The 22,249-nt window shown below is 72.1% G+C and carries 16 protein-coding genes; 9 read left to right on the top strand and 7 right to left on the bottom strand.

Annotated features, from left to right (window positions below; all coding sequences use genetic code 11):
• Positions 1-57 precede the first annotated feature (57 nt).
• Positions 58-1,560: a cytochrome P450 gene (locus OG199_RS32940; protein ID WP_405832525.1), complete on the top strand. Its 1,503-nt coding sequence runs from the start codon at positions 58-60 to the stop codon at positions 1,558-1,560.
• Between the two features lie 22 nt (positions 1,561-1,582).
• Here the strand turns inward: OG199_RS32940 and OG199_RS32945 are convergent, their stop codons facing one another.
• The 4 genes from OG199_RS32945 to OG199_RS32960 form a co-directional block, all read right to left on the bottom strand.
• A complete protein-coding gene (locus OG199_RS32945) occupies positions 1,583-2,524 on the bottom strand; it encodes an RluA family pseudouridine synthase (protein ID WP_405832527.1) in 942 nt (313 codons plus the stop codon).
• 123 nt (positions 2,525-2,647) lie between these two features.
• Positions 2,648-4,198 carry an amino acid permease gene (locus OG199_RS32950; protein WP_405832529.1) on the bottom strand — a complete coding sequence of 517 codons (1,551 nt, stop codon included), beginning with the start codon at positions 4,196-4,198 and terminating at the stop codon, positions 2,648-2,650.
• 858 nt (positions 4,199-5,056) lie between these two features.
• Positions 5,057-5,905: a siderophore-interacting protein gene (locus tag OG199_RS32955; protein WP_356800492.1), complete on the bottom strand. Its 849-nt coding sequence runs from the start codon at positions 5,903-5,905 to the stop codon at positions 5,057-5,059.
• A gap of 194 nt (positions 5,906-6,099) precedes the next feature.
• Complete coding sequence (locus OG199_RS32960; RefSeq protein WP_356800509.1) at positions 6,100-7,029, bottom strand: 5'-3' exonuclease; 930 nt, start codon at positions 7,027-7,029, stop codon at positions 6,100-6,102.
• Positions 7,030-7,231: 202 nt separating this feature from the next.
• Here OG199_RS32960 and OG199_RS32965 point away from each other — a divergent pair, with 202 nt between their 5' ends.
• From OG199_RS32965 to OG199_RS32985, 5 genes are all read left to right on the top strand, one after another.
• The gene (locus OG199_RS32965) at positions 7,232-8,311 is read left to right on the top strand and encodes a glycine betaine/L-proline ABC transporter ATP-binding protein (protein ID WP_405832531.1); all 1,080 of its coding nucleotides are present in this window, start codon (positions 7,232-7,234) and stop codon (positions 8,309-8,311) included.
• The gene (locus OG199_RS32970; protein ID WP_356800494.1) at positions 8,304-10,916 is read left to right on the top strand and encodes an ABC transporter permease/substrate binding protein; all 2,613 of its coding nucleotides are present in this window, start codon (positions 8,304-8,306) and stop codon (positions 10,914-10,916) included. Before OG199_RS32965 ends, OG199_RS32970 begins: the two co-directional genes overlap by 8 nt.
• A 758-nt stretch (positions 10,917-11,674) precedes the next feature.
• Positions 11,675-12,256, top strand: a complete 582-nt coding sequence (locus tag OG199_RS32975) for an XRE family transcriptional regulator (RefSeq protein WP_356800495.1) — start codon at positions 11,675-11,677, stop codon at positions 12,254-12,256.
• Positions 12,257-12,454: 198 nt separating this feature from the next.
• The gene (locus OG199_RS32980; protein ID WP_401802790.1) at positions 12,455-13,195 is read left to right on the top strand and encodes a helical backbone metal receptor; all 741 of its coding nucleotides are present in this window, start codon (positions 12,455-12,457) and stop codon (positions 13,193-13,195) included.
• Positions 13,196-13,518: 323 nt separating this feature from the next.
• Positions 13,519-14,700: an LPXTG cell wall anchor domain-containing protein gene (locus tag OG199_RS32985; RefSeq protein WP_405832534.1), complete on the top strand. Its 1,182-nt coding sequence runs from the start codon at positions 13,519-13,521 to the stop codon at positions 14,698-14,700.
• 426 nt (positions 14,701-15,126) lie between these two features.
• Here the strand turns inward: OG199_RS32985 and OG199_RS32990 are convergent, their stop codons facing one another.
• Positions 15,127-16,425, bottom strand: coding sequence for a TDT family transporter (locus OG199_RS32990; protein WP_405832536.1), 1,299 nt, complete (start codon positions 16,423-16,425; stop codon positions 15,127-15,129).
• Between the two features lie 70 nt (positions 16,426-16,495).
• On the opposite strand from OG199_RS32990, the gene OG199_RS32995 reads away from it, so the two are divergent.
• On the top strand, positions 16,496-17,485 hold the full coding sequence (locus OG199_RS32995) for a LysR family transcriptional regulator (protein ID WP_405832538.1): 990 nt from the start codon (positions 16,496-16,498) through the stop codon (positions 17,483-17,485).
• A 278-nt stretch (positions 17,486-17,763) separates the two neighbouring features.
• Here the strand turns inward: OG199_RS32995 and OG199_RS33000 are convergent, their stop codons facing one another.
• Together OG199_RS33000 and OG199_RS33005 are read right to left on the bottom strand one after the other, a co-directional pair.
• Entirely contained in the window at positions 17,764-18,447 is a 684-nt protein-coding gene (locus OG199_RS33000) for a gamma-glutamyl-gamma-aminobutyrate hydrolase family protein (protein ID WP_356800504.1), read from the bottom strand.
• 96 nt (positions 18,448-18,543) lie between these two features.
• Positions 18,544-19,290 (bottom strand): FadR/GntR family transcriptional regulator, encoded by a 747-nt coding sequence (locus OG199_RS33005; protein ID WP_405832540.1) that lies wholly within the window; start codon positions 19,288-19,290, stop codon positions 18,544-18,546.
• Positions 19,291-19,386: 96 nt separating this feature from the next.
• Between OG199_RS33005 and OG199_RS33010 the strand changes: the two genes are divergently transcribed.
• Both OG199_RS33010 and OG199_RS33015 read left to right on the top strand, forming a co-directional pair.
• Positions 19,387-20,757, top strand: coding sequence for a glutamine synthetase family protein (locus tag OG199_RS33010; protein ID WP_405832542.1), 1,371 nt, complete (start codon positions 19,387-19,389; stop codon positions 20,755-20,757).
• A 122-nt stretch (positions 20,758-20,879) separates the two neighbouring features.
• On the top strand, positions 20,880-22,235 hold the full coding sequence (locus OG199_RS33015; protein ID WP_405834747.1) for an aldehyde dehydrogenase family protein: 1,356 nt from the start codon (positions 20,880-20,882) through the stop codon (positions 22,233-22,235).
• Positions 22,236-22,249 lie beyond the last annotated feature (14 nt).

Consider the following 22,249-nt stretch of genomic DNA (forward strand, 5'->3'; position numbering starts at 1 on the left):
ACTCCCCACTGCCACCCCCCAAAGACACCGGACCCCTTAAGTTTCGGAGCGATCATCGTGACGCCTGAACCCCACTCACCGGCCGGTACGGACGACCTCGCGCTCGACCCGCCGCCGGGCTGCCCCGCCCACGGCCGAGGTCCCGGCGGGCTCCACCGGCTCTACGGCCCCGAGGCGGAGGACCTGGGAGCCCTGTACGAGGAACTCCGCGACGAGCACGGTGCGGTCGCCCCCGTGCTGCTCCACAACGACGTGCCCATCTGGGTGGTGCTCGGCCACGCCGAGAACCTGCACATGGTGAGCACGCCCACCCACTTCTCGCGGGACAGCCGGCTGTGGACCGCCGTCAAGGACGGCACGGCCGGCCCCGACCACCCGCTCGCGCCGCACATCGCCTGGCAGCCCATCTGCTCCCACGCCGAGGGCGACGAGCACCTGCGGCTGCGCGGCGCGGTCATGGGCGCCATGTCGACCATCAACCACCGCACCATCCGGCGGCACATCAACCGGGCGACCCAGATCCTGGTCAACCGCTTCTGCGAGAAGGGCCGGGCGGAACTCGTCGGCCAGTTCGCCGAGCACCTTCCGATGGCCGTGCTGTGCCAGATCCTCGGTATGCCGGACGAGTACGACGACCGCCTGGTGCAGGCCACCCGTGACCTGCTCAAGGGCACCGCGACGGCGATCGCCAGCAACGAGTACGTCATGGACATCCTGATCCGGCACACCGCCCGCCGCCGCGACCAGCCCGGGGACGACTTCACCGGCCATCTCATCAACCACCCGGCCGGCCTCACCGACGACGAGGTCGCCCAGCACCTGCGCCTGGTACTGCTGGCCGCGTACGAGGCCACGGCCAACCTGCTCGCCAACGTGTTGCGCGTGGTCCTCATCGACCCGCGCTTCCGTGCCCGGTTGAACGGCGGGCAGATGACGGTTCCCGAGGCCGTCGAGCAGTCGCTGTGGGACGAGCCTCCGTTCAGCGCCGTCCTCGGCTACTTCGCCAAGCAGGACACCGAACTGGGCGGCCGGACCATCCGCCGGGGCGACGGTCTGATCCTCGGCATCGCGCCGGGCAACATCGACCCCCGGGTACGGCCCGACCTCAAGGCGAACATGATGGGCAACCGGTCCCACCTGGCCTTCGGCGGCGGACCCCACGAGTGCCCGGGGCAGGACATCGGCCGTGCCATCGCCGACGTCGGCGTCGAGGCGCTGCTGATGCGCCTTCCCGACGTCGAACTCGACGGTGACGAGGACGAGTTGCGCTGGCGTTCGTCGATGTCGTCGCGGCACCTGGTGGAGCTTCCGGTCTACTTCGAGCCGCGGCCACCGGAGGAGGTCCAGGACGTGTCGCCCGCCTCGCCGGTCCCGCCGCAGCGGCAGCCGTGGCAGGTCGGCGGCGACCAGCCGGCGGCGTCCGCGCCGTGGCGCGAGCCGTCCCTGCCGATGTCGACGCCCGCGCCGACGACGACGCCTCCGGCACAGGCGCCGGCACCCGCGCCCGTCCGCCCCGCCGGGGCCTGGCAGCGCTTCCTGGCCTGGTGGCGCGGGTACTGAGCGGGCGGGCCGGGGCTCCCGGCTACCGCGCCCAGTCGTCGTGCGCGGACCAGGCCCGGAGATCCCGCCCACTGACGAACCGGTGCGCCCGCCCCGTGACCGGATCGGTGAACTCCAGCTTCCGCGCGAGCAGTTGGAGCGGACGCCGGAAGTCGCCGGCCGGCACGGGGCCGGTCACCACCGGGTAGAGCGGATCGCCGAGGACGGGGACGCCCAGCGCGTTCATGTGCACCCGGAGCTGATGGGTCTGCCCGGTGTGCGGCACCAGCCGGTAGCGACCCAACCCGTCACGGTGGTCGAGGAGTTCGACCCGGCTCACGGCGTTCGGCTCGCCGGCCACCTCCCGCGCGGCCAGCACCCCGCGCTCCTTCACGATCCGGCTGCGGACCGTGCGCGGCAGGGCGAGCCCCACGTCGTACGGGGCCACCGCCTCGTACTCCTTGCCGACGAGCCGGTCGCGGAACAGCGACTGGTAGGCACCGCGTTCCTCGGGCCGCACGGTGAACAGCACGAGCCCGGCCGTGAGTCGGTCGAGGCGGTGCGCGGCGCCCAGCGCCGGGATGTCCAGCTCCCGCCGCAGCCGGGCGAGCACGGTCTCGGCGACATGGCTGCCGCGCGGTGTGGTGGCGAGGAAGTGCGGTTTGTCGGCCACCACGATGTGCGCGTCGCGGTACACGACGTCGACGCCGAACGGCACCCGCTCCTCGTCGGGCAGCTCCCGGTGGAACCACACGAACATCCCCGGCTCGTACGCCGTGCCGGGCTCCACCGGCCGCCCGTCCGCCCGCACGATCAGCCCGTCCGCGAGCATCGTGTCGATCACCCCGGTCCCCGCCGCGAGCCGCTCCACCAGATGTTCCCGCACGGTGGCCCACCCCCCGGCCTGCGGCAGTTTGACGCGCACGGGGTCGACGCCGTCGCGCTGCGGCAGGGGGGAGGGCGGAATCCTGGGCTTGCGTCTCACCCGCTCAAGCCTACGGGCGGCGACGGGACACGGCGCTCACCGCTCGGACGTCCGAGGCGGGGGGCCTGGGCGGTGGTTCCGGGCTCAGGCGTAGGAGACGGCGGCGGGGCGGTCGCTCCGGGCTCAGGCGTACGAGGCCGGGGCCGCGTCCGGAGCCGCCGCCGGCGTCGTCCGCGCCCGGTACGCCCGGTAGGCCGCGCCCGCGACCACGGTCGACCCCAGGAACAGCACGGTGAACCACTGGAAGTACCAGTGTCCGCCCGCCGGGTCGTACACCGCGGCGCGCGGCCAGGCGAGGTCGACGCTCATGAGGAGACCGTAGGCGAGTGCGATCGCGTTCACCGGTACGCCCCAGCGGCCCAGCGAGAAGAGCGGGGCGCCCGTCTCGTCGGTCCCGTCGGCGGTGAACTCGCCGCGCAGCCGGCGCACCAGCATCGGCCCGGTCACCATCGCGTACGCCAGGTACAGCATCACGATGCAGGTGGTGCCGATCGCCAGAAAGGCCTCCGGGGAGGCGAAGTCGAGCAGCAGCAGGGCGGCGGCGAGGACACCGACGGTGAGGGCGGGGACGCTCGGCATACCGGTGCGCGGGTTGACCCTCGCCAGCCGGCGGGAGAAGGGGAGCCGGCCGTCCCGGGCCATCGAGAAGAGCATGCGGCAGGCGGCCGTCTGGATCGCCAGCGTCGCCACCGCGACGGCCACCGCCACGTCGGCGAGCAGCGCCCGGCCCACCCCGTCCCCGAGGCTGCTGGTCAGCACGTAGCTCAGACCGTCCACGCCCAGGTGCCCGTCGGTGAGGCTGGGAGCGGCCAGCAAGCCGCCGAGCACGATCAGTCCGCCGAGCAGACCCGCCGCGCCCAGCGCGGTGAGGATCGTACGGGGCGCGGTGCGCCGCGGGTTGTGCGTCTCCTCGCTCATCTCGCCCGCGCTGTCGAAGCCGATCATGACGTAGGCCGCCGTGAAGGAGCCCACCATCAGCGCCCCCAACAGGCCCGATCCGCCCTCACCTGGGTGGAAGGTGATGCCGGGCGAGCGCTCGGAGTGAGTGAACAGGAGAACGATGATCAGAACGGCGCCGATGATCTCGGCGGTGACGCCGACGCGGTTGATCACCGACATCACACGGTTGTCGACGACGTTCACCAGCGTGGTCAGGACGAGCAGGACGACACCGAGGACCGCCGCGTTCGCCGCGCCGTCGGGGCTGGTGGGCGCCGGATCGTCGCCCACCAGCTGGAAGCCGGACCAGATCGCGGGCAGCACCATCTGCAGTGCGAGGGCCGCCGCGGCGACCACCACGATCTGTCCGATCACCATGATCCAGCCGGCGAACCAGCCGAAGGAGAGGTTCGACAGACGCGAGGACCACTGGTAGATCGCGCCCGAGAGCGGGTAGCGCGCGGCCAGTTCGGCGAAGCAGGCGGCGACCGTCAGCTGGCCCACCAGGACGGCCGGCCAGGTCCAGAAGAAGACCGGGCCGCCGAACGCGTACCCGAAGGCGAAGAACTGGAAGACGGTCGTCAGCACCGAGATGAAGGAGAAGCCGGCCGCGAACGAGGCGTACCGGCCGAGGCTGCGCCGTAGTTCCTGGTGGTAGCCGAACGGGGTGAGCGAGCCGTCGTCGGGGGAGTGGGGCGGATCGGGGCGGACGTCGGAGGGGGCGGTGGTGGTCACGGTGACACCTGCCTTCGGCGCGGATTCCTGTCGGGTGACAGAAATTAGGGAGACCCTGTTTCGCTCGCGTGACGCGGCCGTGTCCGAGTCGCGCCGAAGTGCTCACGCCCCGGTCCGGAACCCGGGGCGCGCATGCGCGACGGGTGGCGGCTCGCATGCCTCGCCGGTGAAGAGGGCCTGGCCGTACCGCTCACCACGCGCGGCCCGGAGCAGACCGACCGGCCCGCCGGGCGGGTCGCGATCGCCGGCCGGGGCGGTGCCGTCGTCGCGGCCGGGGCGGTGCCGTCGTCGGGGGACGCGGGCGCCCTCAAGGGTGAACTCCGGGGCGGGGCCGTGTGCCTGGCGTCGCGGGAGGCGCTAGGTGTATTGATCACGAGCGCTGTCGGACGGCGCTCCCCCGGCTGCCGGGGTGTACGGGGCCCGTTGTCCGAGGGTCGGTGTCACGCGGACGCCGAGGTCGAGGTGCAGGGCGCCGACGGCCTCGCTCTCACCGGGGGCGCGCGACGAGCGTGGTCGTTCCCGGACTCGCGCATGACACGGCGTCAACTCGCGCTGTCCGTGCGGCAGTCCGCGGCCTCGCCGATCACGCCGATCCAGTCGGCGGTCCGGCTGTTTCCGCTCGGCGGCCTCTTCGGGAAGACGGCGCGGTCCGGCACGTTCGGCTGGACGCGGGGCGTCGCCAACTTCCGCTCGACCGGGCGAGGGTGGCGGAGCGTCCGGCGAGGTCCGAGCACTCCGGACGGGGCGTCGTGTCCGGCCGCGCGGGCGGGCCGCTCGCGCCCGTCGCGGCGGCCGTCTGGCTGTCGACCCGTACGTACAGGTCGTACCGGGACGCCGTGTGCCCCGGTACGGGGAGGTTCAGGAAGCGGCCGGCGAGGTCGCCTCCTGCTCCGCCTCCACCTGCGCGTTCCAGTCCCGCTTGGTCGCCTGCCAGCCGTCCTCGTTGTGCCCCAGGCGCCAGTAGCCGGAGATCGACAGGTCCTCGCGCGGGATCTCCCGCTCCACCCGCAGCAGTCGGCGCAGCTCCTTCACGAAGGCCGCCTCGCCGTGCACGAACGCGTGTATCCGGCCCTCGGGGAACTCGAGCGCGCGCACGGCCTCCACCAGGGCCTCGCCGACGGGCCGGTCCCCGCGGTGCAGCCACACCACGTCCACGTCGGAGTCGATCTTCTGCTCCTCGTCGCGGCCCGAGACCTCCAGGAAGGCATGGGCCACGGCGCCCTCCGGCAGCGCCTCCAGCGCGGCGGCGATCGCGGGCAGCGCGCTCTCGTCACCGGCGAACAGATGCCAGTCGGCGCCCGCGTCGGGTGCGTACGCGCCGCCGGGGCCCATGAACCGTACGGTCTCGCCCGGTTGGACCCGGGCCGCCCAGGGGCCGGCCAGGCCCTCGTCGCCGTGGACCACGAAGTCGAGCGTCAGCTCGCGCAGTTCGGGGTCCCAGGCCCGCACGGTGTACGTCCGGGTCACGGGCCACTGCTCGCGCGGGAACTCCGCGCGGATCCGCTCCATGTCGAAGGGCTCGGGATAGGTGACGCCCTCCGCGGCGAAGAGCAACTTCACGTAGTGGTCGGTGCAGGTGCCCGCGGTGAACTCGGCGAGGCCCTCGCCGCCCAGGACGACGCGCTGCATGTGCGGAGTGAGCCGCTCGGTCCGCACGACGTGCGCGGAGTGGGGCTTCCTGGGCCTGCGTGCCGGACGCTCTGCCATGACGGCCTCCTCGTTCAATGCTTAGGCTCACCTAAGTTAGCATCTCTGTCCCGGTTGGCGCCCTTCGCAGGAGGGGCCTTCGCGCTCTTCGCGCCGGGATTCGAGTCCCCCCGTGGTGAGACTCGAGTCTCCCTCCAAACAGTGACGATGCCCTCACCCGGACATCCCGTTCCCGCCGGCGAGAACGAGGCTTCTCAGGTGTCGAGCGTCGTGAGCAGACGCTGCAGTGATCCGCCCAGACCCCAGCGCGCCGCCAGTGCGTCCAGGGCGGCCGGGTCGCGCGGGGTGTGCGGCAGCGCCGTGTCGACGTCGGGCAGCGGGACGTCACCGGCGACCCGTACGACCTCGGGTGCCAGGGCGACGTAGGGCCGGGACTCGTCGAGCCGCCTGCGCTGAGAGGGCGTCAGCCCGGACTTCGGGTCGTCCACGGCGGTCATGATCCCGGCCAGGTCCCCGAAGGCGTCGAGCAGCTTGGCCGCCGTCTTCTCGCCGATCCCGGGCACCCCCGGAAGGCCGTCGCTCGGGTCGCCGCGCAGCAGCGCCAGGTCCGCGTACCCGGAGCCGTCGACCCCGTACTTCTCGCGCAGCCACGTCTCGTCGGTGAGCTGGAGGGTGCCGACGCCCTTGAGGGGATACAGGACGCGCACTCCCCGCTGGTCGTCCACGAGTTGGTAGAGGTCGCGGTCGCCGGTGACGATGTCGACCGGGCCGGTGGCGCGTCCGGTGAACGTGCCGATCACGTCGTCCGCCTCGTACCCCTCGACCCCCACGCGCGCGATGCCCAGCGCGTCCAGGACGTCCTCGATGACGGGCACCTGCGGGGAGAGCGTGTCCGGCACCTCCTCCTCGTCCGGACCGGTCTCGGTCTCCACGGCCACCCGGTGCGCCTTGTACGAGGGGATCAGGTCCACCCGCCACTGCGGGCGCCAGTCCGCGTCCATGCAGGCCACCAGGTCGTCCGGACGGTGGTCCTTGACCAGGCGGTCGATGAAGTCGAGCAGCCCGCGCACGGCGTTCACGGGCGTGCCGTCGGGAGCCTTCACCGAGTCGGGGACCCCGAAATAGGCCCGGAAGTACAGGGAGGCGGTGTCGAGCAGCATCAGGCGTCTGGTCACGCCTCGCATCATGCCGTACGCCACTGACAGTGACCTGGACCACTCTTGTGTTTGCTCCGTGTAAGTGAGGGCAGGCGCGGCATCGGGAAGCGCCCGGTTGCTTATTCAACCGATCACATCGATCACGGCGATCACGGCGATCACAGCGGTCGCACCGATCTGACCCGTCGCACCGATCACACCGATCGAAGCGTCCGAACGAGAGGCACACGTGTCATCCAGGCTTGAGGCCGAGCATCTGTACAAGGTGTTCGGGAGACGACCGGAAGAGGCGGTGGAACGACTCCGCCAGGGAACCGACCGGGAGGAACTGCGCGCCGACGGCACCACCGCCGCAGTGATCGACGCCTCCTTCACGGTCGACCCGGGCCAGATCTTCGTCGTCATGGGCCTCTCCGGATCCGGCAAGTCCACGCTGCTGCGCATGCTCAACGGGCTCTTGGAGCCGACCGCAGGACAGGTGCGCTTCGACGGTGAGGACCTCACCGCGCTCAGCGCCCGTGACCTGCGCGAGGTCCGCTCGACGAAGATCAGCATGGTCTTCCAGCACTTCGCGCTCTTCCCGCACCGCAGCGTCCTGGAGAACGCGGCGTACGGCCTGGAGGTCCAGGGCGTACCGGCCGCCGAGCGCAGGAAGCGCGCCACCGAGGCCCTGGAGCTGGCCGGACTCGCGGGCTGGGAGAAGTCCTGGCCCGACGAGCTGTCCGGCGGGATGCAGCAGCGCGTCGGCCTCGCCCGCGCGCTCGCCACCGACGCCGATCTGCTGCTGATGGACGAGTCGTTCAGCGCGCTCGACCCGCTGATCCGCCGCGACATGCAGGACCAGCTCATCGAGCTCCAGAAGAAGCTCAAGAAGACCATCGTGTTCATCACCCACGACCTCAACGAGGCCATGCGGCTCGGCGACCGGATCGCCGTCATGCGCGACGGCCGCATCGTCCAGATCGGCACCGCCGAGGACATCCTCGTGCGCCCCGCCGACGACTACGTCGCCTCCTTCACCCAGGACGTCGACCGCTCCCGGGTGCTGACGGCGGGCGCCGTCATGGACACCGACGTACAGGGCGACGAGGCCGACTGCGACTGCGAGACCGCGCTGCCCGACACCTCGTTCGTGGATCTGTGCGCGATCAGCGCGCGCCTCACGCACCCGGTCGCGGTGCTCGACCCCCAGGGCGAACTGGTCGGTGTCGTGCCGCGCCGCAGGCTCGTCGCCTTCCTGGGCGACGAACAGGACGAACCCGGCAGCTGTGAGCAGCCCCGACGCGAGGCGGTGACGGCCGATGCCTAGGATTCCCTTCGGTGACTGGGTCAACGACGTCGTCGACTGGCTGCTGAACCACATGGCGTGGCTCTTCGACTTCCTCAAGACCGTCTTCTCGGGCACCTACGACGGCATCAACGCCGTCCTCCAGGCCCCCCAGCCGCTCCTGCTCGCGGGCATCTTCGCGGTGATCGCGTTCTGGCTGCGCGGCACCTCCGCGGGTGTCCTCACCTTCGTGGGATTCGCCTTCATCGACTCCCTCGAACTGTGGGAGGACGCGATGGTGACCCTCTCGCTCGTCCTCGTGGCGACACTGATCGCACTCGTCGTCTCCGTCCCCGTGGGCATCTGGGCGGCGCGCTCCGACCGGGTCAGCGGGATCGTCCGCCCGGTGCTCGACTTCATGCAGACCCTGCCCGCGATGATCTACCTCATTCCGGCGATCCTGTTCTTCGGCACGGGCGCCCCCGCAGGCATCGTGGCCACCCTGATCTTCGCGCTGGCGCCCGGCGTCCGTATGACCGAGCTGGGCATCCGGCAGGTCGACAAGGAACTCGTCGAAGCCGCCGACGCGTTCGGCACCACCCCCCGCGACACCCTGCTGCGCATCCAGCTGCCGCTGGCGCTGCCCACCGTCATGGCGGGCGTCAACCAGGTCATCATGCTGGGCCTGTCCATGGCCGCCATCGCGGGCATGGTCGGCACCGGCGGCCTCGGCGGCGACGTGAACGAGGCCATCGGCCAGCTGAACGTCGGCCTGGGCTCCGAGGCGGGCGTCGCCATCGTCATCCTGGCGATCTACCTCGACCGGATGACCGGCGCCCTCGGCACCCAGGTCTCCCCGCTCGGCCGTCGCGCCGCCGCCAAGCTGCGTGCCGCGCAGGGCCTGCGGATCTGGTCCTACCGGCCCCGTCCCGCCGTCGCGGTGGTGGGCGTCGTCGTCCTCGCACTGGTCGCGGGCGGTATGGGCATCTTCGGCGGTACGGACTCGACGTCCACCGCGGCCGACGGCGACAACGTCGGCCAGGGCAAGAAGATCAGCATCGGCTACATCCCGTGGGACGAGGGCGTCGCCTCCACCTTCCTCTGGAAGGAGATCCTGGAGGAGCGCGGCTTCGACGTCGACACCAAGCAGTTCGACGCGGGCCCCCTGTACACCTCCCTCGCCCAGGGCGACGTCGACTTCGAGACGGACTCCTGGCTGCCGACCACGCACGCGGAGTACTGGAAGAAGTACGGCAAGCAGCTGGACGACCTGGGCTCCTGGTACGGCCCCACCTCGCTGGAGCTGAGCGTGCCCTCGTACATGAAGGGCATCGACTCGCTGGAGGATCTCAAGGGCAAGGCCGGGACCTTCGGCGGGAAGATCACCGGCATCGAGTCCAGCGCCGGGATGATGGGCCTGCTCAAGAGCAAGGTGCTCAAGGAGTACGGGCTCGACAAGGAGTACAAGGTCGTCGACAGCTCGACGCCCGCCATGCTGGCCGAGCTGAAGCGCGCGTACGCCAAGAAGCAGCCGGTCGTCGTCACCCTCTGGTCGCCGCACTGGGCGTACAGCGACTACGACCTGAAGAAGCTCAAGGACCCGAAGGGCGCCTGGGGCAAGGGCGACGGGGTGCACACGCTCTCCCGCAAGGGCTTCGCCCAGGACAACCCGGTCGTCGGCCGGTGGCTGAAGAACTTCAAGCTGACCGAGAAGCAGCTCACGGGTCTCGAGGCGGAGATCAACAAGGTCGGCAAGGGCAAGCAGCAGGACGCCGTGCGCGCCTGGCTGAAGAAGAACCCCGGCGTCGTCGACAAGCTGGCGCCGACCGGGAAGGCGTCCGCCGCCCCGGCCGAGGCGAAGCGCCCGCTGGACGTCGCCTGGTTCCCCTGGGACGAGGACGTCGCCGTCACCTACCTCTGGAAGAACGTGCTGGCACGGCGCGGCTACCAGCTGAACCTCAAGCAGATGGACGTCGGCCCCGTCTACACGGGACTGGCCTCCGGTGACCTCGACCTCAACTTCGACGCCTGGCTGCCCTACGCCCAGTCCAACTACTGGGACCAGCACAAGAACGACCTGAAGGACCTGGGCACCTGGTACGCGCCGACCTCGCTGGAGATCGCCGTGCCGTCCTACGTGAAGGGCGTCAAGTCCCTCGCGGACCTGAAGGGCAAGGCCGGCACCTTCGACGGGAAGATCATCGGCATCGAGCCCGGCACCGGTGAGATGAACCTGCTCAAGAAGAAGGTGCTCCCGGGCTACGGCCTGGACAAGGAGTACAAGGTCGTCGACGGCTCCACGCCCGCCATGCTGGCCGAGCTGAAGCGCGCGTACGCCAAGAAGCAGCCCGTCGCCGTCGCCCTGTGGTCCCCGCACTGGGCCTACAGCGAGTACAAGCTCACCAAGCTGGCGGACGACAAGAAGCTCTTCGGTGAGGGCAACACGATCCGGACCATCTCCAGCGAGAAGTTCCCGGAGCAGTACCCGCAACTCGCCCGTTGGATCAAGAACTTCAAGATGAGCGAGGACGAACTCGGCACCCTGGAGAGCGAGATCAAGCAGCGCGGCCAGGGCCACGAGGAGGACGCCGTCGCGGCCTGGCTGAAGGAACACCCGGACGTGGTGGACCGGATGGCGCCGCGGTAGTCCGACCGGACCCGGCCGACCGAGGGGTGGGCCCCGCCGCCGAGCATCCGTGAGATGCCGGGCGGCGGGGCCCACCCCTCGCGCTGTCCGGCCCGCCGGGGCGCCGTGGACGACCAGGGAGGGTTTGTCCACGCGGACACGCGGGATCCGGACAACCACATCGCCGTGCGCGGCCGCCCCCGCCCCGGACCCCGGCCGGCCCGCGGACGACCCGCGCCCGCGCCGCGCCCCGCACCCACTCACGCCGTGCAGGGGCAGCACGCACGACGCCGTCCCGCTCGACGGCACGGCCGGGCTGACCGGCCACGACCGTGCGCGCTGCGACACCGGTCGCCAACTCCGCGCAGCACGGGCCGACTTCACGTCCCGGCAGGCAGCCCGCCGCCACGGCAGGACCGTGTCCTGAAGTCCTGGGGGCGCGTGATGACGGAGATGACCGGTGGCGTCCGCAGAACATCGTGGCGGGCAGGCTGCCCTGACGCAGGGTCAAGGGCGACGCCGGGCACCTCGGGAAGGACGTCGGGGCCGCCTGGTCAGCCCTTTCGGCCGGGGGGCGGCCGCGGTGCCGGGGGAGCCGGGGCAACTCGGCTGTTGGCGCGAATTGTGACCCTCGCCCTCCCGCGACGTGACAGCGATATGACGGCCGCATGAAACGGTTTGCCGAACATGCGTAGGGTGCAAACAACTCTTCAGGGGCAAGGGGCCCGAGGCGTGGACCGAAGCAGTGGACCGACGACGCGTGGGAGGGAGCCGGAGCGATGGGCGACCACAAAGAACAGCCCCTTCGGGTGGGCGCGGCAGTCCGGCGGCGACGCCGGGCACTGGAGCTCACCCTCGCCGTCGTGGCCGAGCGCAGCGGCCTGTCGGTCCCGTTCCTCAGCCAGGTGGAGAACGAACGGGCGAGGCCGAGCCGTGGCTCCCTGGAGAGGGTCGCCGACGCGCTGGGCACCACGGCCGTCGAGTTGCTCGCCGCGGCCGACCCGGCGTGCAGTGTCGACGTGGTGCGCGCCGAGGACGGCGCCGACTGTGCTTCCCAAGCCCGCACGCGCCCCCTGGTGCGCGGTCACCACCAGTTGCACGCCACGGAGTTCGTCGGCGACCACGAGGAGGGCCGCGAACTCCAGCACCGCAACGACAAGTTGATGTACGTCGCCGACGGCGCCGTCGAGGTCGAGGCCGAGGGCCGCGCCCACCGTCTGGGGCGCGGTGACACGCTGTACCTCACGGGCGGGGTGCGCCATCGGTGGCGGGCCACCGTACCGGACACCCGGGTGATCGTGGTCGAGGTCGCCGACCACATCGAGGCGGTGGAGGAGCGTCACGGCTTCGGCAGGCGCTGAGCGGGCCGGAAGCCGCTCGCGGGGCACGGGCCTCGCGGCGCCCGGTCCGTGCCGCCTTTGAGCCGGCCCTGCCCCTCGCGCCCGGACCCGGGCCGGGAGCCGCTGCGATACTGACGCCATGTCCGGGACCACCTCTCACGTCTTCGACCACGCCGCGGCCACCTCGCACCCGCTGTCCACGGCAGGGGGGACGCGCCCGTGACCGGGACGACGAGCACCGGCGCACCACGGGTCGTGTCGCTCGTGCCCTCGCTCACCGAGGCCGTCGCGGTCACCGTCCCCGGCGCCCTGGCCGGCGCGACGGACTGGTGCAGCCATCCGCCGGACCTCGACGTCGTCCGTGTCGGCGGCACCAAGAACCCCCGGGTCGACCGGATCGTGGAGCTCCGCCCCGACCTGGTGGTGGCCAACGAGGAGGAGAACCGCGGCCCCGATCTCGACGCCCTGCGCGCGGCCGGGGTCGAGGTGCTGGTCACGGAGGTCCGGGACGTGCCGGGAGCGATCCGCGAACTCGACCGGGTGCTCACCGCGTGCGGCGCGCGCACCCGGCCCCGCTGGCTCGACGAGGCGGAGTCGGCATGGACCGGGCTGCCCGACCCGCAGCGCCGGACCGCCGCGGTCGTGCCGATCTGGCGGCGCCCCTGGATGGTCCTCGGCCGGGACACCTTCGCCGGGGACGTCCTGGCGCGCCTGGGCGTCGACAACGTGTACGCGCGGCACGAGGACCGCTACCCCCGTATCCCGCTGGCCGAGCTCCTCGCGGCGGCCCCGGAGCTCGTGGTGCTGCCCGACGAGCCGTACCGCTTCACCGCCGACGACGGACCCGAGGCCTTCGGGAACGTGCCCTGTGCCCTCGTCGACGGACGGCACCTGACCTGGTACGGGCCGTCGCTGGCACGGGCACCACGGGTGCTCGGCGAGGCGCTGCGCGTTCCTTGACGCCGCGACGTCCCCGCCCCGGTCGAGCAACACTGAACAGGACCGGGTCGCGCGACGCGAACCGCTCCCGTTCTCGGCATCCGCCGAGACCGGGCAGCCGGACCGCGAGCAGGCCTGAGCTCGTTCCCCCAGGGCTGTCGCTGTCCCTTCGAAGCTGATGTGCCCGAAATCAGGGCCACGCACGGGGTCCGGTGGGCGCGATCGCAAGGCGGAGGTGACTACGCGCGTGCAACTGTTCGGTATCGGCAGGGGTCTAGCGATCGAAGCGCTGTTCTCCTGGAAAACACCGTCCGTTCGCCCGCGTTCCAACAGAGGTTCTCTCCATGCCGATACCCCCGCACAACCGTCGCGCCTCCCGGGCCGCTGTGGCGGCCCTTGGCGCTGCAGGCCTGCTCGCGCTGGCAGCGGTTCCTGCCGCCTTCGCCGATGAAACCGCACCCGAACTGGTCGTTGGAGGCTTCGAGCCGATCGACGGGGTGAAACCGGGGAGCGTCTTCGATCTGCCGGCCACCGTGGCGAACAAGGGCACCGGACCCGCCGAGAAGGTGTGGGTCTCCTACTCCGTCACCCGAGGACTCGACTTCGCGGAGGTTCCGTCCAACTGCCAGGTACAACACGTCCGGCCCTACGACGAGATGCCCGAGAGGTGGACAGCGGCGTGCGCGTTCGACCAGGCGGTGGAGCCGGGCGTCCTCTACACGCCCGAGAGGCCTCTCCGTGCCAAGGCACTGGACCGCGCGCTCAACGAGGAGGTGCGCCTGCGTGTCGGTGCCGACGATCCGGGGGCGGACGACAACGGCACTCCACCGGTGGCGGGAACCGCGCCGGCGGTGAAACTGGTCGAGGGACAGGCCGGGGGCGAGGGGTCCGCGCCCGTCGTCGATGTGCCCGTCACCGCCGTCAACACGGCCGACTACCAGGTGACGGGTGCCGCGTTGAAGGGGAGCGTCGGTGAAACGGTGCCGATGAAGGTGAAGTTCACCAATGCCGGGCCCGCCTGGGTCATGCCCAGGGCAGGGGACCGGGCCGTCAGCGTGAGGATCACGCTTCCCGCCGGAACGTCGGTGGTCAAGCGCGGCCAGTTCTGCCAGGCCAAGGGAAAGGCGTATGTCTGCGGCATGCGGTCGCTCAATGAGGGCAGCCAGGAGACCTACACCTTCCAGCTGAAGATCGACAGGCGGGTGGCGGACGCCAAGGGCTCGGTGGCGCTGAGCACCGAAGCGCGGCCGTTCGACCCCAACAAGGCCAACGACAAGGCCGACATCACCCTGGACGTCACGGGTGCGGGGTCGACCGGCTCGACGGGCGGCCCGACCCATGGATGGGACGGCTCGGCCGGCGCCTCGTCGTCGACCGGGGAGGACGGGACGACGCCGAACGGCGACACCCTCGCGGACACCGGCTCCTCGACGCTGCCGATCACGAGCGCGGCCGCCGCGGCGGTGGTCACGGGTGCGGGCGCGCTCCTCATCGTGCGCCGCCGCCGCACGCGGAGCCTGAGCTGACGACCGTCCCACGCGCGGGAGGCCACCCTCGACCCACGTCATGCGATCCCGCCTCCAGGCGGCGGCTGCCCTGTCCCAGATGAGTGTGGCAGGGCGAGGCCCTGACCTGGGGTTCCTGGAGTTGTGCGTGACGCGGGCGGAGAGGCTGTTCCGGTCGGCCAGGGTCATGTGGACTTGCGGCACGGGCGTCACCAGCGGCGGCGGAACCGGCGACGGAGGTCTGTCGCGGTGCCCGTCAGCCCGAGCGCAGCGCCGTAGAACACGATGCTGTCCTCGGGACCATTGCGGAACCGCTTGATCACGCGCTGGACGGGCCAGACTATACGGAGTGCGTGACGGACGTGCGGCGGAGCGGAGCCCGTACGACGGTGGGGCTCCGCGGCCGAGTCGCAGCCGTCCGGTGCCGCGGCGGGCGACGTCCGTCCGTCAGGGAGTGGCGTCCGGTGCGTGCTCCCGGCATGCCGGCCGGACGTCCTCGTACGGGACGTACTCGGGCTTCCGGCCGGTGCGGCGAGCAGGGGTGACCGGGGCACCTCCCACGCCCTTGAGGCTGTGGGGGAGCGTGCCGGGCGTCGCGTCGGGGCGAGTGTCGCCTGCCGCGGCACTGGGCGCCGCGAGCAACGCGCGGTCGGCCACGCCGCGCAGGGTGCGGACGGCGGCCACGGACCAGGCGGCGACCAGGAGCGCGTACAGGGCGACCGCGAGCCAGTCGAAGGCGAGCAGGCCCGTGTGCCGGGCCAGCGACTCGGCGCCGGTGACGCAGGTTCCCACCGGGAAGGTGAACGCCCACCACGTCATCGAGAACCTCATGCCGCGGCGGCGGGCCCGCGCCACCATCGCGGCGGCCAGTCCGAGCCACAGCAGTGCGAAACCCATGACGGGGACCCCGTAGAGCACCGCCAGGAGGGCGAAGCCCTGGTCGTACGGTGCCGGTACGGCACCCGGCGCGAAGTCGGCGAACTTGCCGACCGCGGTCGTGGACTGGCCGAGCGGACCGAGGACGAGGAACAGCGTGGGAGTGAGGGCGAGCGGCAGCGGCCCCCCGGTGAGGAGCCGGGCGAAGATCACCGGCAGCATCACGCAGGTGGCCAGCAGGCTGAGCCCGAAGAGCGCGAAGCAGCCGAGGAGCAGGGCCTCACGGGCCTGGCCCGGCGGGAGGTGCGGGACGAGCAGCGGGCCGAGGGCGGCGGAGACCATGGGCGCGACGAGGGGGAGCAGCCAGACGGGAGTGGCCTGGTCGGGCCGGATGCGGTGGTGCACGATCATCAGGTACGGGACGGCCAGGGCGGCGGCGAGCGCGGCCACGGTCCCCACCCCGAACAGCACGGCGTCCACGGCGACCGCGGCAGGGGTGCCGATCCAGTCCCGGCCCACGACGAGTGTGGCACCGCCGACCGCCAGCAGGGCCATCGCGAGGCAGCCGTAGAACGGGGCCATGGCCGGGTCGAGGAGGTGGGCGCGGGCCTGGTCGCGATGGTGCGTCCAGTGCAGGGCGCGGGCGCCGAGCAGCGTCACGAGCAGGACGGCCGAGAGCGCCCAGACGGCGAGGCAGAAGGTCCGCAGGCCCGGGACGGAGCCGGGGAGTCCGGCCCCCGCGGTGGCCACGATCGCCGTGCCCATGACCGAGGCGTACCAGTTCGGGCCGAGATGGCGCACGGCGACGGCGCGCGGACGCCGGGTTCCGGCGGCGGTGAGCGGGAGGACGGGATGGGCTGCGGTGACCATGGCTCCACGGTCCCGCGGGTACGGGTTCCCCGCCAGGGAGTACCGGTCTATGGGGGCATAAGCTGCCTTTATGAGTGCGAGCGCTGAGGAACCGACGGTCGGCAGGGCGGCGCAGGTCGGTGAACCGGTGCGGGTCGGGGGCCGGGGCGCCGGTGAGCCGGCCGCGGTCGGGATCGCGCACCGGGTGCCCGATCTCGGGGCGCTGGAGCTGCTGCTCGCGGTGGCCCGGCTCGGGAGCCTCGGACGGGCGGCGCGGGAACTGGGGATCACCCAGCCCGCGGCCAGCAGCCGGATCCGTTCCATGGAACGGCAGCTGGGCGTCGCGCTCGTCGACCGCTCACCCCGGGGTTCGCGACTCACGGACGCCGGCGCGCTGGTCACGGACTGGGCGCGGCGGGTGGTGGAGGCGGCCGAGGCGTTCGACGCGGGGGCCCAGGCGCTGAGGGACCGGCGCGACTCGCGGCTGCGGGTGGCGGCGAGCATGACGATCGCCGAGTATCTGCTGCCGGGATGGCTGATCGCGTTGCGCGGGCAGCGCCCGGACACGGCGGTCTCCCTGCTCGCGGGCAATTCCACCGTCGTCGCCGACCGCCTCCTCACGGGCGAGGCCGACTTGGGTTTCGTGGAGGGGCTCTCGGTTCCCGCCGGGCTGGACTCGGCGGTCATCGCGCACGACCGGCTGATCGTGGTGACGGCGCCGGGACACCCGTGGGCACGGCGCCGGGCTCCGCTGGAGGGGCCGGAACTCGCGGCGACCCCGCTGATCCTGCGGGAGGAGGGCTCGGGCACGCGCCAGGTGCTCGACGCTGCGCTGGGAGGTCTGGCCCGGCCACTGATCGAGCTGTCCTCGACGACGGCGGTGAAGGCCGCCGCGGTGAGCGGCGCGGGCCCCGCCGTCCTGAGCGAGCTGGCCCTCGGCGAGGAACTCTCCACCCACCGCCTGGTGAGCGTCCCGCTCTCCGGTGTCGAGCTCCGCCGAGCGCTGCGGGCGGTCTGGCCCACCGGCCACCGCCCCACGGGCCCGGCACGCGACCTGTTGTCGCTGACGCGCGGGGTGTAGGGGCGGCAGCGCGCGGAGCGCGGGGCGCAGGCAGCGCGGCGGGGGTCGATACCGCGCGTCGGGCGGGGGCGATACGAGGGCGCCACCGCGCCCGGCCGACTCGATGTGCGGCTGGCGCCGGCGTTCGTTCGGTGTCGGCTGAAGACGCGGCTCGCGCCTGGGCTCGTAGGGCCTCGGCTGAAGACGCGGCTCGCGCCGGTGCTCGTTCGGTGTCGGCTGAAGATGCGGCTGGCGCCGGTGCTCGTGCGGTGTCGACTCAGGGTCGCGGCCCGCACCAGTCAGGACGCGGCCCGCACCAGCGACCGTACGACCCGGAGGTCCTCCCCCATCTCCGGGTGCCACTGCACGCCCAGCACCCAGTCGGGGCGCGGCAGTTCGACCGCCTCGACCGTGCCGTCCGCGGCGTGCGCCGACGCTGTCAGGCCCTGGCCGAGACGCTCCACCGCCTGGTGGTGGTAGGTCGGCACGGCGCAGGACTCCGGCGCGATCTCCGCGTACAGGGTGCCCGGTACGGGTGTCACGTCGTGCCGGCCGAAGACCCCGACGTCCTTCACATGGCCCTCGATGTGCTGGACGAGGGTGCCGCCGAGGGCGACGTTGAGGAGCTGCATGCCCCGGCAGATGCCGAGGAGCGGGGTCCCGGCGTCCAGCGCGGCGCGGATCAGGGCGAGTTCCCAGGCGTCGCGCCGGGGAGCGGGCGGACCCGTCCGCGGGGAGCGCTCGGCCTCGTAGTGGAGCGGGTCGACGTCCGGGCCGCCCGCGACGACGAGCGCGTCGAGCCGGGCGACCGCCGAGGCCGCCAGCGAGGGCTCGTCCGGCGGCAGCAGCGCGGCGAGCCCCCCGGACCGCTGGACCAGCCGCGGATAACCGGCCGGCAGCAGCACGGCCTCCAGCTCCCACACGCCCCAGCGCGCCCCGGACTCCAGATACGTGCTCACGCCGATCAGCGGTCTGCTGCCCACTCTGCGCTCCCTGTCGGATCCAATGGAACGGAATCATGCCTTTGGTGGATGCTCTCACCTCGCGGGGCGGGCGGCAGGGCTTCACGCCACCGGAGCTCACGCCAGGAAGCCCCGCAGCAGCGCGGCCGTTCCCGCGCAGTGCTCGCGCATCATCTCCCGCGCCCCGTCCGCGTCCCCGTCGAGCACCGCCTCGACCAGCGCGGTGTGCTGGCGCTGGGAATGCTCCAGGTTCCGTACCAGGAGCGGGATGCAGTCGAGCAGGTCGTTGACCGAGGCCCGGACGGCCGCGTACTGGGCCGTCAGCGACGGGGAGCCGGCCAGCTCCGCGAGGGTGAGATGGAGCATCGTGTCCAGGCGCCGGTAGTCGGCGAGCGGCGCGTCATGGGTACGGGCGAGCGCCTTGCGCAGCCGGCCGGCCCGGTCGTCGTCGAGCCCGTGCGCCGCGCACAGTCCGGCCGCGCCCACCTCCAGCACCTCCCGGAAGCGCAGCACGTCCTCGATGTCGACCCCCGCGATCCGGCGCCGCAGTTCGTCCTGGCCGGGTGCCGTGGCCTTCGGCCGTACGAACGTGCCGCCGTAGCGGCCGCGCCGCGACTCGACCAGACCCTGGTCCTGCAGCACCTTCAGCACCTCGCGCAGGGTCACCCGGCTGATCCCGAGCCGCTCGGCCAGCTCCCGTTCGGCGGGCAGCCGTTCCCCGCCCGGCACCAGGCCGAGCCGGACCACCTGGAGGATCTGCTCCAGCGCCTCCTCGAAGCCGTTGCCCGCCCGCACCGGGCGCAGCACCGGCGCCAGCCCGTCCCCCGCGCTTCCCCGACCACGGTCAGGACCCGCCTGTGTCATCCGGTCGTGCCCCCTTCCCATGGTCGTGCCCTCTTCCCAAGCAATGGTTCTCGGCAATACCTTATGGCTCTCGGCTGACCCAAGGAGGCTTTTCCGGTGGCAGACCGCACACCCCCGCTCGCTGTCGAGGAACTGCGCGCCCTCGTCGCGGACGGCGAGATCGACACCATCGTCCTGGCCTTCCCCGACATGCAAGGACGCCTCCAGGGCAAGCGGTTCGCCGCGCGCTTCTTCCTGGAGGAGGTCCTCGAACACGGCACCGAGGGCTGCAACTACCTCCTCGCCGTCGACACCGAGATGAACACCGTCGACGGCTACGCCATGTCCTCGTGGGAGCGGGGCTACGGTGACTTCGCCATGCACCCCGATCTCGGCACCCTGCGACGCGTCCCCTGGAACGCGGGCACCGCGCTGCTCATCGCCGACCTCGCCTGGAACGACGGTTCGCCGGTGGTGGCGGCCCCCCGCCAGATCCTGCGCCGCCAGCTCGACCGGCTCGCGGAACGGGGCCTGACCGCCCAGGTCGGCACCGAACTCGAGTTCATCGTCTTCAAGGACACCTACGAGCAGGCCTGGGACGCGCGGTACCGGGGCCTCACCCCGGCGAACCAGTACAACATCGACTACTCGGTGCTCGGGACCGGCCGTATCGAGCCGCTGCTGCGCCGCATCCGCAACGAGATGCAGGCCGCGGGCCTGACCGTCGAGTCCGCCAAGGGCGAGTGCAACCCGGGCCAGCACGAGATCGCCTTCAAGTACGACGAGGCCCTCGTCACCTGCGACCAGCACGCCGTCTACAAGACCGGCGCCAAGGAGATCGCCTCCCAGGAGGGCGTCTCGCTCACCTTCATGGCCAAGTACGACGAGCGCGAGGGCAACTCCTGCCACATCCACCTCTCGCTCGCGGACGCCGACGGCACGAACGTGATGGCGGGCTCCGCCCAGGACCCCGGCGGCATGTCCGAGACCATGCGCCGGTTCCTCGCCGGACAGCTCGCCGCCCTCAGGGACTTCTCGCTCCTCTACGCGCCCAACATCAACTCGTACAAGCGCTTCCAGCCCGGCTCCTTCGCGCCGACCGCCGTCGCCTGGGGGTACGACAACCGCACCTGCTCCCTGCGCGTCGTCGGGCACGGCCGCTCGATGCGCTTCGAGAACCGGCTGCCCGGCGGTGACGTCAACCCGCACCTGGCCGTCGCCGGACTCGTCGCGGCAGGCCTGTACGGCATCGAGCACAAGCTCGAACTGCCCGAGGCGTGCGCCGGGAACGCGTACACCGCGGCGTACGAGCACGTGCCGACCACCCTGCGCGAGGCCGCCGAGCTCTGGGAGAACAGCGCCATCGCCCGGGCCGCCTTCGGTGACGAGGTGGTCGCGCACTACCGCAACATGGCGCGCGTCGAGCTGGAGGCCTTCGACGCCGCGGTGACCGACTGGGAGCTGCGCCGCTCCTTCGAACGCATGTGAGGTCCTTCTTGTCGCACGAGTCGCACGAGTCGCACGAGTCGCAGCAGTCGCACCAGTCGCCCGAGACGCATGGGACGCATGGGACGCACGAGTTCCCGCTCTCCGTCGGCCATGAGCTCCGCGTGCTCGACCCGGCCACCGAGGAGGTCGTCGCCACCGTCCCGGCCGCCACCGCGGCCGACGTGGACGCCGCCGTCCAGCGGGCGGGCCGGGCGCAGCTCCGGTGGGCCGCGCTGGCACCCGGTGAACGGGCCCGCCTCCTGCGCCGGTTCGCCGTCGTCGTCGACGAACACCGTGAGGAACTGGCCCGGCTCGAGGTCCGCGAGGCCGGGCACACCATCGGCAACGCCCGCTGGGAGGCGGGCAACGTCCGTGATCTGCTCGACTACGCGGCCGGGGGAGTGGAGCGGCTGACCGGCCGCCAGATCCCGGTCCCGGGCGGCCTCGACGTCACCCTCCTCGAACCCCTCGGCGTCGTGGGCGTCATCGCGCCCTGGAACTTCCCGATGCCGATCGCGGCCTGGGGCACCGCCCCGGCGCTCGCGGCCGGCAACGCGGTCGTTCTCAAGCCCGCCGAGACGACCCCGCTGACGGCACTGCGGCTGGCCGAACTCGCCCTGGAGGCAGGTCTTCCCGAGCATCTGCTGCAGGTGCTCCCCGGAGCGGGCCCCGTCGCGGGCAACGCGCTGGTCGAGCACCCCGGCGTCGCGAAGATCGTCTTCACGGGGTCCACGACCGTGGGCAAACAGGTGTTGGCGAAGGGCGCGGCCCTCCTCAAGCGCGTCACCCTGGAGCTCGGCGGCAAGAGCCCCAACATCGTCTTCGCCGACGCCGACATCGAGGCCGCCGCGGCCGCCGCCCCGATGTCCTTCCTCGACAACTCCGGCCAGGACTGCTGTGCCCGCACCCGCATCCTCGTCCAGCGCTCCGTGTACGAGCGCTTCCTCAGGCTCCTCGCCCCGGCGATCGAGTCCGTCGTCGTCGGCGACCCGTCCGACGAGGCGACGCAGATGGGCCCGCTGATCTCCCGGGCGCAACTGGAGCGCGTCCGGTCCTACGTCCCCGCCGACCTCCCCGGCATCCGCGGGAAGGCCCCCGAAGGCCCCGGCTTCTGGTTCCCGCCCACCGTGCTCACCGACGTCGAGCCGCACGCCCGGGTGGCCGTCGAGGAGGTCTTCGGTCCGGTCGCCGTGGTCCTGCCCTTCGAGGACGAGGCGGACGCGGTCCGGCTCGCCAACGCCACCGACTACGGCCTCGCGGGCTCCGTCTGGACCCGTGACGTCGGGCGGGCGCTGCGCGTCTCGGGAGCCGTCCGCGCCGGCAACCTCTCCGTCAACTCCCACTCCAGCGTCCGCTACTGGACCCCCTTCGGCGGCTTCAAGCAGTCGGGGATCGGCCGCGAGCTCGGCCCGGACGCGCTCACCGCCTTCACCGAGACCAAGAACGTCTTCATCAGCACGGAGGGCCCCGCACAGTGACCGAAGCCACCGCA

The organism is Streptomyces sp. NBC_01176, assembly GCF_045039825.1.
Classification (GTDB): domain Bacteria; phylum Actinomycetota; class Actinomycetes; order Streptomycetales; family Streptomycetaceae; genus Streptomyces.

Coding starts and splice junctions, on each gene's coding strand:
- OG199_RS32990 (WP_405832536.1), bottom strand. CDS start 16,425: ATGGTCACCGCAGCCCATCCCGTCCTCCCGCTCACCGCCGCCGGAACC.
- OG199_RS32995 (WP_405832538.1), top strand. CDS start 16,496: ATGAGTGCGAGCGCTGAGGAACCGACGGTCGGCAGGGCGGCGCAGGTC.
- OG199_RS32970 (WP_356800494.1), top strand. CDS start 8,304: ATGCCTAGGATTCCCTTCGGTGACTGGGTCAACGACGTCGTCGACTGG.
- OG199_RS32975 (WP_356800495.1), top strand. CDS start 11,675: ATGGGCGACCACAAAGAACAGCCCCTTCGGGTGGGCGCGGCAGTCCGG.
- OG199_RS32955 (WP_356800492.1), bottom strand. CDS start 5,905: ATGGCAGAGCGTCCGGCACGCAGGCCCAGGAAGCCCCACTCCGCGCAC.
- OG199_RS32960 (WP_356800509.1), bottom strand. CDS start 7,029: ATGCGAGGCGTGACCAGACGCCTGATGCTGCTCGACACCGCCTCCCTG.
- OG199_RS32985 (WP_405832534.1), top strand. CDS start 13,519: ATGCCGATACCCCCGCACAACCGTCGCGCCTCCCGGGCCGCTGTGGCG.
- OG199_RS33005 (WP_405832540.1), bottom strand. CDS start 19,290: ATGACACAGGCGGGTCCTGACCGTGGTCGGGGAAGCGCGGGGGACGGG.